The 14,459-nt window shown below is 47.8% G+C and carries 10 protein-coding genes; all 10 read left to right on the top strand.

Going from position 1 to position 14,459, the window contains the following annotated elements; translation table 11 throughout:
• The first annotated feature begins 10 nt into the window (after positions 1 to 10).
• The 10 genes from ACHKAR_RS19860 to ACHKAR_RS19815 all read left to right on the top strand — a co-directional run bounded on the left by ACHKAR_RS19860 (position 11) and on the right by ACHKAR_RS19815 (position 14,447).
• A complete protein-coding gene (locus tag ACHKAR_RS19860; RefSeq protein WP_395419119.1) occupies positions 11 to 1,504 on the top strand; it encodes a RagB/SusD family nutrient uptake outer membrane protein in 1,494 nt (497 codons plus the stop codon).
• A 24-nt stretch (positions 1,505 to 1,528) separates the two neighbouring features.
• Complete coding sequence (locus ACHKAR_RS19855; protein WP_395419118.1) at positions 1,529 to 2,470, top strand: hypothetical protein; 942 nt, start codon at positions 1,529 to 1,531, stop codon at positions 2,468 to 2,470.
• A 113-nt stretch (positions 2,471 to 2,583) separates the two neighbouring features.
• Positions 2,584 to 3,771, top strand: a complete 1,188-nt coding sequence (locus tag ACHKAR_RS19850) for a glycoside hydrolase family 26 protein (RefSeq protein WP_395419117.1) — start codon at positions 2,584 to 2,586, stop codon at positions 3,769 to 3,771.
• Positions 3,772 to 3,829: 58 nt separating this feature from the next.
• Positions 3,830 to 5,527, top strand: coding sequence for a carbohydrate-binding protein (locus tag ACHKAR_RS19845; RefSeq protein WP_395419116.1), 1,698 nt, complete (start codon positions 3,830 to 3,832; stop codon positions 5,525 to 5,527).
• 90 nt (positions 5,528 to 5,617) lie between these two features.
• Positions 5,618 to 6,574 carry a glycosyl hydrolase gene (locus tag ACHKAR_RS19840; protein WP_395419115.1) on the top strand — a complete coding sequence of 319 codons (957 nt, stop codon included), beginning with the start codon at positions 5,618 to 5,620 and terminating at the stop codon, positions 6,572 to 6,574.
• A 186-nt stretch (positions 6,575 to 6,760) separates the two neighbouring features.
• A complete protein-coding gene (locus ACHKAR_RS19835) occupies positions 6,761 to 7,642 on the top strand; it encodes a sialate O-acetylesterase (protein WP_395419114.1) in 882 nt (293 codons plus the stop codon).
• Between the two features lie 153 nt (positions 7,643 to 7,795).
• The gene (locus ACHKAR_RS19830) at positions 7,796 to 8,986 is read left to right on the top strand and encodes a glycoside hydrolase family 130 protein (RefSeq protein WP_395419113.1); all 1,191 of its coding nucleotides are present in this window, start codon (positions 7,796 to 7,798) and stop codon (positions 8,984 to 8,986) included.
• A gap of 7 nt (positions 8,987 to 8,993) precedes the next feature.
• Positions 8,994 to 10,382 carry an MFS transporter gene (locus ACHKAR_RS19825; protein ID WP_159581639.1) on the top strand — a complete coding sequence of 463 codons (1,389 nt, stop codon included), beginning with the start codon at positions 8,994 to 8,996 and terminating at the stop codon, positions 10,380 to 10,382.
• Positions 10,369 to 13,413, top strand: coding sequence for a PQQ-dependent sugar dehydrogenase (locus ACHKAR_RS19820; RefSeq protein ID WP_395419112.1), 3,045 nt, complete (start codon positions 10,369 to 10,371; stop codon positions 13,411 to 13,413). Before ACHKAR_RS19825 ends, ACHKAR_RS19820 begins: the two co-directional genes overlap by 14 nt.
• Positions 13,410 to 14,447, top strand: coding sequence for a sugar phosphate isomerase/epimerase family protein (locus ACHKAR_RS19815; protein WP_395419111.1), 1,038 nt, complete (start codon positions 13,410 to 13,412; stop codon positions 14,445 to 14,447). Before ACHKAR_RS19820 ends, ACHKAR_RS19815 begins: the two co-directional genes overlap by 4 nt.
• Positions 14,448 to 14,459: the final 12 nt, after the last annotated feature.

Here is a 14,459-nt window from a genome sequence, read left to right as displayed (position 1 = left end):
AGACACAACGATGAAACTAAGATATTATACCATCATTATATTGGGTCTTTTGATGACCAATGCATGTGATCTGAGTGAAGAACCTTATGGTTTTTACTCTGAAGATAACTTCTACAACTCAGCCGAAGACGCAGAAGCGGCCATCACTTATGCCTACGATGCTCTTACTTTTCTGGAGTATTCCAGAACAGTGTTTTTACTGGGAGATATGCCTACAGATGAGTGCGGGCCAAAGGCAGACGAAGGTCCTGATGCGCAGGATCTTAACAACTGGAAAGTAGCCAATTTTTCTACCAATAGGAGCCTGGTGAATTTCTTTAAGTATGCCTACATCGCTATCAATAGATCCAATGCGATTTTGGATGTGATTCCTCAGTCGCCAATAGAGGAAGACCTGAAGGGCAAATACTTGGGAGAAGCCCACTTTCTGCGAGCGTGGAACTACTTCAATCTGGTCAGAAACTTTGGTCGCGTGCCTATGCACACCACCCTGGTGGCATCACTCAATGAAACTTCAGCACCATTGGCTGTGGATCTGGATGAGGTATATAACCTGATCCTTTCAGATTGCCGTAAGGCAGCGGAGTTGCTCACGGTCAATCAGGCTACAGGCCGGGCGGATAAAGTGGCGGCTCAGGCTCTGGCAGCTAAGACTTACTTGCACATGGCCTCTTCCAAAGCTCACAACGTGCCATTATACGGGGATTTGAGTAGAGAGGTCAATGCCATGTACGACAGTGCGGCTTATTTTGCTGCAGAGGTGATCAACGGCCAGTCGGTCTATGGTTTTGACGATGACTTGCTGGATATATACGATGTGGATCAGCCAAAGGGTCCGGAGCATATTTTCCTGATGTCCATGGATCGATCAGGAACCATTGAAGGAGACTATTCAAAAATCTCTAAGCTGTTTATTCCTTACATAGCTGGTGGCGATATCTACCTGGAGAATAATGATGGTTCATACACAGTTTCTCACGATGGATGGAGCGTATTTCAAACCAAGGAGAGTTTTTACAATACCTTCGATGCGACCGATCAGCGAGGACAGCTACTGCTCGTAGATGCGGTGTATGATGCAGCTGGCAATGAAATCGCTTCCTACCCAGGCTCTATGCCCTATCGTTTTTCCAGAAAGTACATAGATCCACACTTTATCACGGATAAAACCAGCACCAAGCCCTATCTCATTCGATTTTCTGATGTAGCACTTATTTATGCCGAGGCTGTAGGGCCTACTCCTGAGGCCTATGCCCTGGTGGACCAGATCAGAGGTCGTGCGGGTCTTGGTGGTCTGACTCCTGGTCTTTCTATGGAAGATTTCAGACAGGCCGTTTGGAATGAGCGTAGTTGGGAGTTGGCTTTTGAGGGCAATAGGCTCTATGATTTGCGAAGGTTCAATGTGGTGAACGACCTGGTGGAAGAAGCATCTGGTCTCACAGACGAGGAGGTAGCCTTTTACCCGATCCCACAGGTAGAGATTGATCTCAACCAGGGTTTATAATTATCAACGCAAAAGCATATTATCATGAAATTCATATCAAATATATTGTTAGCGGTGCTTGTATTGTCCTTATTCTCTTGTGTGAAGGATCCCTTTGCAGACTTTGAAGAGGGAGGTTGGAACAACGAGCGCAGCGTGCTGAACATTAAGTTCGAAAATCAGGTAGGTGAAGCTGAGATCGTTCGGATCGATGAGTCTACGGGTGTGATTGAACTCACCATCAATGTAGATGCAGTGCCAGACCTGAGTCAGATCAAAGTTAGTAGTCTGCAACTGTCATACGGGGCCACCGGGTCAGTGGGCATAGGCGATGCACTTAATTTTGAAAATGGAGATCAGAGTGCCTCCATGACGGTGACTTCACCTACAGGAAAGTCCAGGGTGTACACCATCACGGTGGATTCTTTTCAGGAGAGCATCCTGGGTACTTATAAGGTTTCTAATCTCATTGTCTACGGTGGTACCGGACCGGAATATGGTGGCGGAGCAGTGTTGGCCATGACCGATAAGCCATGGATTTGGCCAGAAACCGGCGGGCCACAGGCTGAGCTGGACAATTCTTTCACGCTGGAGTTGACTGGGATTACCGAGGATGGTAATACCTATGGGACTATCGTAAATGATGCAGGAGCGGATGGATTATACGCAGACTTTTCATTCGTACTGGATCCACCCACAGACATCAACCATTTCTACAGGAAGGTTCCTGCAGGAGCTGGAGAGTGGCTTAGAAACTATGCCACAGGTACGATCACCTTCACATTTGCAGATGGAACCACCACCAGTGGGTCGTTTATCGAAACCAATACCACAGAGGACCTTGGCAATGGCTTGTCCAAAACCACTACCGGTCATGCATTTGCCTTCAACCTGAATGGCACCGATGACTGGGATAAGATCTACAGCGACTATGACAAGTTTGTGAAGAAACCCAGGAGATTCTGGATAGATCTTGAAAAGCAATAAGCAGTACTTCTTCATACAATTGACTACCCGTTTTGGTCCCGCACTTCGGTGCGGGGCAGGACTGGTGTCTATGATGAAATGAATTTATGGCTAGCGCTCAAATGACCAAAAAAATGAAGAAACTTTTATATTTCCTTTTACCTCTGTTTGGTTTTATCGCCTGCACGGCTCAGGATGATCCTAAGCCAGAAACCAAGCCAGAAGAAGTGGATACCGTTACCCTTACGCTTGTAGATCAACAAGCCACGGTGGAGACCAAAGCGCTTTATTCCAATCTGTGGAAGATTCAGGCTGAGGGTTTTATGTTTGGACACCATGATGACCTCATCTATGGCCGTGACTGGTATACGGATGCCGGGGGCTCGGATGTGAAGGAAGTTTGTGGAGATTATCCAGCAGTCTTTAGTGTGGACTTTGCCGAGATCATGGACGACAGGTATTCAACCAGCGACCTGAACGATGACCGACGCAGAACCATACTGGAGGCCCGGGCAAGGGGTGAGGTAATTACCGCATGTGCACATTTGAATAATCCGCTCACAGGTGGTGATTCCTGGGACAATTCTAATACCATGGTGGTCAAAAGTATCCTGGAGTCTGGGAGTGAGACCCATGTCAAATACAAAATCTGGCTGGATCGGCTGGCCGATTTTGTCAATGACCTGAAGGATGCAGATGGGAAACACATCCCCATCTTGTTCAGACCTTATCATGAGCATACTCAAACATGGTCGTGGTGGGGAAGGACCTGCACGACGCAGGCTGAATTCATTGCCTTTTGGCAATTTACGGTCGACTATTTGACCAAAGAAAAGGGCGTTCACAACCTCATTTTTGCCATCTCGCCACAGCTGGATGGAGTGGGTTCGGTAGATAATTTACTCTACAGATGGCCGGGGGATGATTATGTAGACTTTATTGGGATGGACAGCTATCACGGGACCAATACCAATGCTTTGTCTACCAATGTGAAGAACCTGGCGCAGTTGTCCAAAGAGAAGAAAAAACCCTGTGGAGTAACAGAGACCGGAATAGAAGGTGTGCGTGATGGCAGTGGTGAGGAATACCGTAAGTACTGGACCGAACAAATATTGACGCCCATCATCGGGAAAGAGATCAGCCTCGTGGTGATGTGGAGGAATAAATATGACCCTACTCATTCAGGGTATCATTACTATGGCCCGTGGGCAGGGCATAAGTCTGCGGCTGATTTCGTGGATTTTTACAATAGCTCATTTACCGTTTTTAGTGGAGACCTGCCGGATATGTATCAGATGGCAGAAGGTGTGATGGTGAAGTAGTCAGGCACTCATGTGCCGTGGCTTATAAAACTGAAATTTTAACCAAACCCTAAAAATCATGAAAGCATTATTAGTTGCTTGTCTTTGCGTACTCTGTTTTAATATCAGTTACGCGCAAACACCCTACGAATCACTCAATTACCTGTACAGTATCCAGGGGAATAATACCATCGGCGGAATACATAACCGGCAGCCGATTAGTAACCCCAATCAGTACAGTACTCAGCTCAACGGCATACTTGGAGATTGGCCCGGTTTGTACAGCTCTGACTTTCTTTTTGAGTCCTGGGAAATCGATGACCGGCAAGCCATGATCAATCAGGTAATTACGGAATGGAATAATGGTGCCATGATCAACCTGATGTGGCATGCTTGTAATCCCGTGGGTGGAGAGGCTTGCAACTGGGACTCAGGCAGTGGTGATGTAAAAAGCTACCTTAACAACACCCAGTGGAATAACCTTCTGACTAATGGCACCACCCTCAATAACAACTGGAAGGCCATGATGGACGAGATTGCTACTTTTCTCCAGCAGTTGGAAAATGCAGGAGTGGAAGTGTTTTTCAGACCTCTGCATGAGATGAACCAGGGTATGTTTTGGTGGGGAGGCCGGCCTGGACCCAACGGTACCGCAGCGCTCTATCGACTCACACACGATTATTTTACTTATGAAAAGGGACTTTCCAACCTCATTTGGGTTTGGAACCTACAGGATTTTGGTTCCCTGTCCAGCGATCTCAATAACTACGACCCGGGATCCAGCTACTGGGATGTCCTGACCATGGACATGTATTGGTCTGACGGGAATGGATATACTACATCCAAGTACAATGCCATGGTCAATAAGGCCAATGGAAAACCCATAGGTATAGGAGAATGTGAGGATCTGCCGGCGGTTAACCTTTTAAGCCAGCAACCTTTATGGACATTCTTTATGGGCTGGTCGGAGCTTACTTTCAATAATTCCAATCAGAAGATTCAGGACATTTACTGGTCGGGCAGGGTGCTCGTACTGGATGAAATGCCGGGATGGCAGGGTACCGGTACCTGGCGAAATGGGGGCAGTGGGCCCCAGTACATCCAGGCGGAGGACTATGACAATATGAGTGGAGTGCAGACTGAAACTACCAGCGATCCTGATGGGGGTAATTTAAATGTCGGTTGGATAGATGCAGGAGACTGGATGACGTTCAACAACATCAGCATACCTTCTACAGGTACCTACAGCATAGCCTATCGGGTGGCCAGCCCGAGTGGCGGTGGCAGTATCCAGCTGGAGCAAGCTGGCGGTGGCACTGTCTACGGGAGTATAGCGGTACCCTCTACAGGAGGTTGGCAAACCTGGACCACCATCTATCAAAATGTTACGCTCAGTGCCGGCACCCAAAGCTTTGGCATCAAGGCGCTCAGTGGTGGGTGGAATATCAACTGGTGGGCGATCACACCTACAGGAGGTTCTCGGACATCAGAGCCTGTCTTTGAGGTAGCCATAGATGCTACCGCAGCTTATCCCAATCCATTTACCGAATCTGTGACCATACCGATAGATTGGGATGGTGAAACAGATTTTAGAGTGAACATCTTCAACGTCTCAGGCAGCCTGATCCGCACATTGAATGTGGATCACCTAACAGGGGCTAAGAGCGTGATTTGGGATGGCGCTACCGCATCAGGGGGTATAGTGCCCGGTGGAGTCTATTATTATCAGTTTCAGGCCGGCAGACAGGCAGCTTCTGGTAAGCTGATCAAGGAGTAGGATCACAATAGACCAATCAAAATCAGCTTTGTGACCAAGGGTAGGCACTGGGTTTTGGTTGGTCTATCATAAACTTTTGAACCATTAAGAATGAAAAAATTATTGACATGGTGCCTGTTGATGCTCATGACATCTATGAGCCAGGCCCAAGACAAACAAAAGGTATTGGACTACCTGTACAGTATCTCAGGAAAGCAGATCATCGCCGGGCAGCACAACAAAGAGCCCAATGCTGAGCCTGCCAAATGGACCGATTACATTCAGGCTACCACGGGCAAGTATCCGGCTCTCTGGAGCGGAGATTTCCTTTTTCAGCAGGAAAATATAGATAACCGGTGGAAGATGGTCAAAGAAGCAGAACAGCAGTGGAACAATGGAGCCCTTATCAACCTGATGTGGCATGGATGTCCACCGGATATGGGTGAACCCTGTGGCTGGGATCCAGGCTTGCTCAATGCACAGCTGGATGACGAGCAGTGGCAAGCACTAATCACCGAAGGTACCGACCTGAACAAGCGCTGGAAAACACGGATGGATGACATTGCGGTATACCTTCAGTATTTGGAGGATAAGGGAGTGGTGGTCATGTTCCGGCCTTTTCACGAGATGAATCAGGAGCTTTTCTGGTGGGCTGGTCGAAAAGGCCCCAAAGGAACTGCTGAGCTCTACCGCCAGACTCATGACTATTTTGAGATAGAGAAAGGACTCACCAACCTGATTTGGGTGTGGGACATGCAGGATATGAGTCGCGATTTTCAGGAGTATAATCCCGGAGAAGCGTATTGGGATGTTTTTGCTTTTGATATATATGATTCAGGTTATGAGAAGACCTGGTATGATTACATCCTGCCCATCGTTGGGGATAAGCCAATGGCAATCGGAGAATGTATGAAGATACCTTCTGAAAAGGTACTGGAGGAGCAACCACGATGGATCTTCTTCATGCCGTGGGCGGAGCTCGTCAAAGAGCGCAATTCCGAACCTGAAATCAGGGCATTGTACGAGCACCCAAGGGTGCTCACCAGAGATGAGATGCCTGGCTGGTAAAAAGAGATTTTTCTGGTACATAGATGAGGTTTTATCGCTATCGGGTATCGATTCATCAAAATTGGGGTGTGAAATGATGATGAACTTTTCAGACGATAAATAATTGAGTCAAATTGACACTATGAAGGCAGTTTGCCGATTGACTTATTTTAGATCGTAAGAATGATGACAATGCGTAAAATGAATATGACTATTTTGATTTTGTTGAGTAGTCTGATGTCCGTGCCATTTTATGGGTGCGAAAAAACTGAGGACATGGAGCAGGAACCAGAGACCCCACCTACAGAGAAGGTAATATCACTTGATCCGAATTTTCATATCTATCTGTGCTTCGGCCAATCGAACATGGAAGGTTCAGCCAAAATAGAATCACAGGATAGAGTGGGGAAAGAGCGGTTTCAGATGATGCAGCCTATGACTTGTACTAACCCGGGCCGGACTGAAGGTCGCTGGGATACCGCCATACCACCCCTGTCTCAGTGCAGTGTAGGGCTGTCTCCTGCAGATTATTTTGGGCGAACGATGACTGATCATCTCCCGGATAGCATCAGAGTAGGCGTTATCTCCGTGGCGATTGGAGGCTGTGATATTCGCTTGTTTGACAAAGATCAGTATCAGAATTACGTCAATACCTATCCCGAAGATTGGTTTCAGAATAAGATTGCCGGTTATGGAGGGAATCCCTACCAGCGTCTTATTGATTTGGCTAAAAAAGCGCAAAAGGATGGAGTGATCAAAGGAATCTTATTACACCAGGGAGAGACCAATACTGGCAATAGCCAATGGCCGGCTTATGTGAAAACCATCTATGAAAACATGCTCACTGATTTGTCTTTGGATGCAGAAACGGTGCCTTTGCTGGCCGGAGAGGTGGTGCATGCAGATCAGGGTGGGGTGTGCGCCAGTATGAATGAGATCATTGCTACGCTGCCTGAAACAGTTCCCACTGCCCATGTGATACCATCGAGCGGGTGCACTGCCCAGTCAGACAGTATTCATTTCGATTCTCAGGGTGTCAGAGAATTAGGTGAAAGATATGCACTTAAAATGCTGTCGTTGCTGGATTGAGGGGATATAAGAACCTCCGTGAACAGCACATCAATTGATTAAAATGTAGGTACCAAATGATTAATGCATGGATCAGACTGATGAAAAAGTATCATCTTCAGTGTGCCTTTAAAAAAAAATAACAAATAAGACCATTACATCTATTACTTTTTTATGAGCGACGCTTTCAATAAAATAAAGAAATTAATAGCCGATCACGAAGCATTTCTAAGCATCAAAAATGAACCGACGGCCGATACCAATGGTGTCTATCAGCGATACAAAAACCCGATACTGACCGCCGCACATACGCCAATCCACTGGCGATATGACCTCAATCCCGAGACCAATCCCATGCTGATGGAGCGTCAGGGGATGAATGCAGCCTTTAATTCGGGCGCTATTGAATTCAATGGTAAATTTTGCCTGGTCGTGCGGGTGGAAGGCTATGATCGGAAGTCATTTTTTGCAGTGGCCGAGAGCGAAAACGGTATTGATAATTTCAGGTTTTGGGATCACCCGATTACACTGCCTGAGACCCATGAGCCGGATACCAATGTCTATGACATGCGGCTAACCCGGCATGAGGATGGCTGGATTTATGGTCTTTTTTGCACAGAAAGACGAGATCACAGTGCTTCGGATGCAGATCAGTCTGCGGCTACAGCCAAGTGTGGCATTGCTCGCACCAGGGATTTGGTCACGTGGGAGCGACTGGCAGATCTGGATTCGGGTGGTAGCCAGCAACGAAATGTGGTGCTTCATCCAGAATTTGTGGAAGGTAAGTATGCACTCTATACCCGCCCGCAGGATGGATTCATTGATGCCGGAAAGGGTGGCGGTATCGGTTGGGGGCTGGTGTCCAGTATGGAAAATGCCAGTGTAAGGGATGAGAAGATCATTGACCCTAAAATTTACCACACCATCAAGGAAGTGAAAAACGGTCAAGGCCCGCCACCCATCAAAACGAACGAAGGCTGGCTCCATCTGGCGCATGGTGTAAGAAATACTGCTGCTGGTTTGCGCTACGTTCTTTACATGTTCATGACCGCCCTGGAGGATCCATCCAAAGTGACCCACAGGCCTGCGGGTCACTTCATGGGGCCACTGGGTGATGAGCGGGTAGGTGATGTATCCAATGTACTTTTTACCAATGGCTGGATTGCCAAAGACAGTGGTGAAGTGTACATCTATTACGCTTCGTCAGATACACGCATGCATGTGGCCACCTCCACGGTGGAGCAGTTGGTGGATTATTGTAAAAACACTCCGGAAGATGGCCTTCGCTCAGCTACCAGCGTGCAAACCCGAAATGAATTGATCGACAGAAACCTGGCTTTCCTGAAGGCCAATGGTCTAAAATAAAAGCATCATGAATGATCTGAATCAACCCATCCGGTTAAAGGAAAAAATTGCCTACAGTTTTGGGGACTTTGCTTCCTCCATGTTTTGGAAGCTTTTTTCCATGTTTTTGCTGTTCTTCTATACCGACGTTTTCGGAATATCTGCAGCGGCTGTGGGCACCATGTTTTTGGTTACCAGGGTATGGGATGCCCTCAATGACCCCATTATGGGGCTCATTTCTGACCGCACCAAGACCCGCTGGGGGAAGTTCAGACCTTATTTGCTTTTTGTCGCCATCCCGTTTGGGATTATTGGGGTGTTGACGTTTTCTACTCCAGATCTGTCTGCAGATGGTAAGCTCATCTACGCGTATGTCACCTATACGCTCATGATGATGGTGTACACTGCGGTCAATGTGCCCTATGGCTCACTGATGGCTGTCATGAGTAATGATGGTGTGGAGCGTACTTCATTGGCTTCTTGGCGGTTTATTGGAGCTTTCTCAGGTGGGTTGTTTGTGACTGCTACGGCCAATTCACTGGTAGAATACTTTAGCCAAAACAGCGACCAGGCTACGGGCTTTCAGTTTACCATCTCTATCTATGCGGTGGTGGCTGCGGTGTTGTTTATGCTCACCTTTTTGTGGACACGGGAGCGCCTGGCACCCCCAAAAGAAGAGAAGAACAGCCTAAAAGATGATTTAAAGGATCTGGGGAAAAACCTCCCGTGGTTTATCATGCTGGGCGCCAATATTTTCGTGTTGATTTTCAACTCCCTGCGTGATGGTTCCATTCTTTACTATTTCAAGTATTATGTGAAGGATCAAACCCTTGACTTTTTTGGTGCCTCGTATGAGGTCACCTCATCGGTGCTTTCATCAGCATACATGTCTATCTGGTTGGGCACCAATATTATTGGAGTACTGCTGGCCAAGCCCATGGCGGCCAGATTTGGCAAGAAAACCACCTTCAGCTATGCAGCCCTTATCTCAGCGGCATTCAGCTTTTTGTTCTTTTTTATACAACCCGATCAACTATTGCTTATTTTTATTCTGAATGTCTTTATTGGAATTTCTGCGGGCATAATCCTTCCACTGGGATGGTCTATGTATGCCGATATTGCTGATTACTCAGAGTGGAAAACGGGACGAAGGGCCACAGGATTGGTCTTTTCTTCCTCTTCCATGTCACAGAAGTTTGGGTGGACCATCGGAGGGGCTATTTCTGGCTATTTATTGGCTGGTTTTGGGTTTGAACCCAATGTAGAGCAGACTACTGAAGCACTTTTAGGGATCAGACTCATGATTAGTGTGATCGCCGGATTGGGGGCGCTGATTTCGTTCGGCTTCATGAGAATGTATAAGCTGGACGAGAAGTTCATGCAAAAAGTAAAAATGGAGTTGAATGCTAATAGGTAAAAAGAGTCAAAAAGGGCTATCCCATTATTCTAACCTACTGTTAAGTGTCATCTGCTTAGGGGTCATTGGCAGTTGCCAAAGCAGGGAATCGCTGCTGGTGATACGGGCTACCGATGCGCCAACCTTGCAGACAGAGGCATTTGATTCTGTGACGAATGTGGAGAAGCTGGATGAGAAAATACTGACTAAGGCGAGTCACTTATACCTGGGCACGCCAGTGACGGATCTGGGCTTCGACGAGCGCTCATACATCGAGCGCTACCTGGAAGCTGGCGGACTCGTGACCTTTAGTTGCCGGGATACCATCTACAACTGGGGACAGATCACAGGTTTTTTAGAAAGCAAAACAGCACAAATTCAATGCGAAGAAAATCCTGCTTTAGGCATCTCATTTACTGATTATTCCGGAGCAAAGACCAGGGTCAGGCCTGGGATGGATCGACTGGTTCGCGAGGTGCTGGTGGCACCCTTGCGGGAACCCATGGCGCTGGTGGTGACCGAAAACTCCGTGGTGTATTGGATCGAGCGAAAGGGTACTATCAACAGGTATGACCCGGGTACCGGCCAGTCAGAAGAAATAGATAAGCTGGAGGTGTACACCGGGGAGGAGGATGGCCTGCTGGGTATGGTATTGGATCCCAATTATAAAGAAAACCACTGGGCGTATGTATTTTATTCGCCGCCTGGCGATGAGCCCAAGCAGCATGTTTCACGGTTTTGTTTCACTTCGGAAGGACTCGATAGGGACTCAGAGAAGGTCATTCTAGAAATTCCCACCCAGCGGGATGAGTGCTGCCATTCGGCAGGTGACCTGGAGTTTGACCGTGAAGGAAATTTGTACATCGCTACAGGAGACAATACCTTCTCGCGAGCATCAGATGGCTTTACTCCACTCGATGAACGACCTGGTCGCTCGGCTTTTGATTCGCAAAAGTCATCTTCCAATACGATGGATAAACGAGGCAAAATCCTGAGAATCCACCCTGAGAAAGACGGTACTTACACCATTCCGGAGGGCAATTTGTTTCCTAAAGATACCACCGAGGGCCTGCCAGAGATTTACATTATGGGGGCCAGAAATCCCTTTACTATAGCGATCAATCAAGACAAAGGATGGCTCTACTGGGGAGATGTGGGCCCTGATGGTAACGTAACTTCTGAACGCGGGCCTACGGCTCATGACGAAATTAATTTTGCCACCCGGCCGGGCAATTATGGTTGGCCATATTTCAATGCCAATAACCTGGCGTACGCCGATTATGATTTTGAAACTGGCGAATTAGGCCCACGGTTCGATCCATCGGCACCTAACAACACTTCTGTGAATAATACGGGCGCAGTGAATTTGCCTCCGGCGGTGCCTGCCATGGTGTATTATACTTTCGATGAGACAGCGCAGTTTCCCGGCGTGGGGAAAGGCTCACGATCTGTGGGAGTTGGCGAGGTGTATAATTATGACAATACCCGGAGACACGGGTATGAATTCCCGGAATATTTCCATCACAAGCTTTTCGCATTCGACTGGGCGAGGGATTGGATCAAGGTGGTTTCGCAAGATAAAGAAGGCAATTTCCTGTCCATAGAGCCATTCCTGGATCAGACCACTCTAGCCTCGCCCATAGACATGGCTTTTGGCCCGGACGGAGCACTTTATGTGCTGGAGTATGGCATTGGCTATTTTACGGACAACCGCGACTCTAAGCTGATCAAGCTTCATTTTATCAATGGTAACCGTCCGCCGGTAGCCCGTATTGCGGAGACGGTAACCAACGGAGCATTGCCTTTAAAGCTGATGCTTTCTGCTAAAGAATCCTCTGATCCGGATGATCGGGCCCAGCTTGCGCACAGCTGGCAGGTTACCGGGCCTGAAAACTTTAGCCTGGAGGGTGACCTGAATGAGATCAACCTGACCAAACCGGGAACTTATGAAGTACAGTTACTGACCAGAGATGAGCACGGTGCCACATCCACCGATGAGATGCAGGTGATTGCCGGCAATACCGCTCCGCAGGTGTCTATACAATTTGCTGATAATCAATCCTTCTACTGGCCAGGTAGGCCGGTGGTTTATGAGGTACTGGTGACAGACGTTGAGGATGGAATCCTTGGTGATGGGATTGCCCCCGACCGGGTGACGGTAGGGTTATCCAAATACAAAGGAAGTGACAATAGAGCACCTGCAAGTCTGGCGGCATTGGATGCCGAAAACACCAAAGGGTTGGCTCCAGGGCTTCAATTGATTCAGGCGAGTGATTGCAAGAGCTGTCATAAGCTAGACGAACAGTCCATTGGGCCAAGCTTTTATCAGATCGCAGAGAAATATGACCAGGATTACATTGCCATAGAGCTTCTGGCAAAGAAGATCATCAATGGAGGAAGTGGCGTATGGGGCGATGGTATGATGATCGGCCACCCGGACTTTAGCATGGCAGCTGCCAAACAGATCGTGGACTATATCTTTTCAGTCAATGATCCGGTGGAGGATGAATTTGAGTCTATTGGTGTGAAAGGGAGATTGAGCACTACGGGCATGACTGACGAACACCTTCGTATTTCTGCTTCTTATACAGATGATGGAAATCCCGGAGTGGATAAGCTTACAGGCACCATAGAAAAAACACTGTCCATACCTGTACTGCAAGCGGAGCAGGCAGATGAGCTGATTGATCTATCCATTGTGGGGCCTGTAGAGAATGGAGATGCCCGATTCGTGGTGAATAGTGGCAGTAACCCCACTATGGTCTATCGTGGCGTGGATCTTACCAACATCAGTAGCTTATCCGTGGCTTATTTCTTCTCAGAGGCTAACGAAACTGTGGCTCCTGTTGAAATAGCCCTGCACCTGGATACCCCCGATGGCCCATTGGCCGGAAAAGTGGGTTTGAACCCGGTCCAGTCCGGTAGAGAAGCAAGAATGGAGTTGAATACCAGCGGGACTTACGATTTATACTTTATATTGAAATCCTCCGAAGGTGCGTACCAACTCGGAATAAACGAAATCAAATTTTCCATAAACCCATCAAAAGAATGAAATCCAATCGACGAAATGTAATTAAAACCCTAGGTGCAGCCAGCACCGGACTTGCCTTATTTGGAGGTGCTAATCTTGTATCTGCTTGTGGCCCTGGTAAAAAGGAGCAGTCAGCCGAGGCGTCTTCAGAAGAAAAAGCGGCAGCGCTATTTTTCAATATCTCATTGGCCCAGTGGTCTTTACATAAATCATTTTTTGGGGACGGACTGAGCTCATGGGAAAATTTCGGAAAGCTATGGGATGAACATCCCGATAAAGTTTTGCAGGGGGTACTGAACCCCGTTGATTTCCCCACTATTGCCAAAAGGGATTTCGGGATCAATGCGGTGGAGTATGTGAATGTCTTCTATTACTCAAAGAAGAATGACCTTCAATTCTGGAAAGATCTGAGGAAGCAATGTGACGATCAGGGGGTGAAAAGTTTAATGATCATGTGTGACCGGGAAGGCAACCTGGGCGATACTGATGAAGCGGCGCGAACCCAGGCGGTGGAAAATCATTATGGTTGGGTGGATGCCGCGAAGATCCTCGGATGTCACTCCATTCGTGTGAATGCCGCTGGCAATGGGACTGCCGAAGAAGTGAAAACGGCTGCCATAGACGGTCTGGGCAGACTGACGGCCTATGGTCAGGATAACGGAATTAATGTGATCGTGGAGAATCACGGTGGTTATTCGTCCGATGGCCAATGGCTCAGTAGCGTGATTGAGGAAGTGGCCAGCGACTATTGTGGTACCCTTCCAGATTTTGGCAACTTCTGTGTGGAAGGTGGCCATGGCAACTGCATCAGAGAGTATGACCGCTATCGGGGTGTGAAAGAACTTATGTCGTTTGCCAAAGGTGTGAGCGCCAAGTCGCATGACTTTGATGAGGAAGGCAATGAGACCCATACTGATTATGAGCGCATGATGAAAATTGTGAAGGATGCCGGGTTTACAGGCTATGTGGGTGTTGAATATGAAGGGAACGTATTGTCCGAGGTAGACGGCATCAAAGCCACCAAAAAGTTGCTTGAAAGGGTAGGTAAGGCCTGAAGGAAGTGATAG

Source organism: Marinoscillum luteum (assembly GCF_044005705.1).
GTDB classification, from domain to species: domain Bacteria; phylum Bacteroidota; class Bacteroidia; order Cytophagales; family Cyclobacteriaceae; genus Marinoscillum; species Marinoscillum luteum.
The sequence above is the reverse complement of the archived record's forward strand: the minus strand, read 5'-3'. Positions and strand labels throughout refer to the sequence as shown.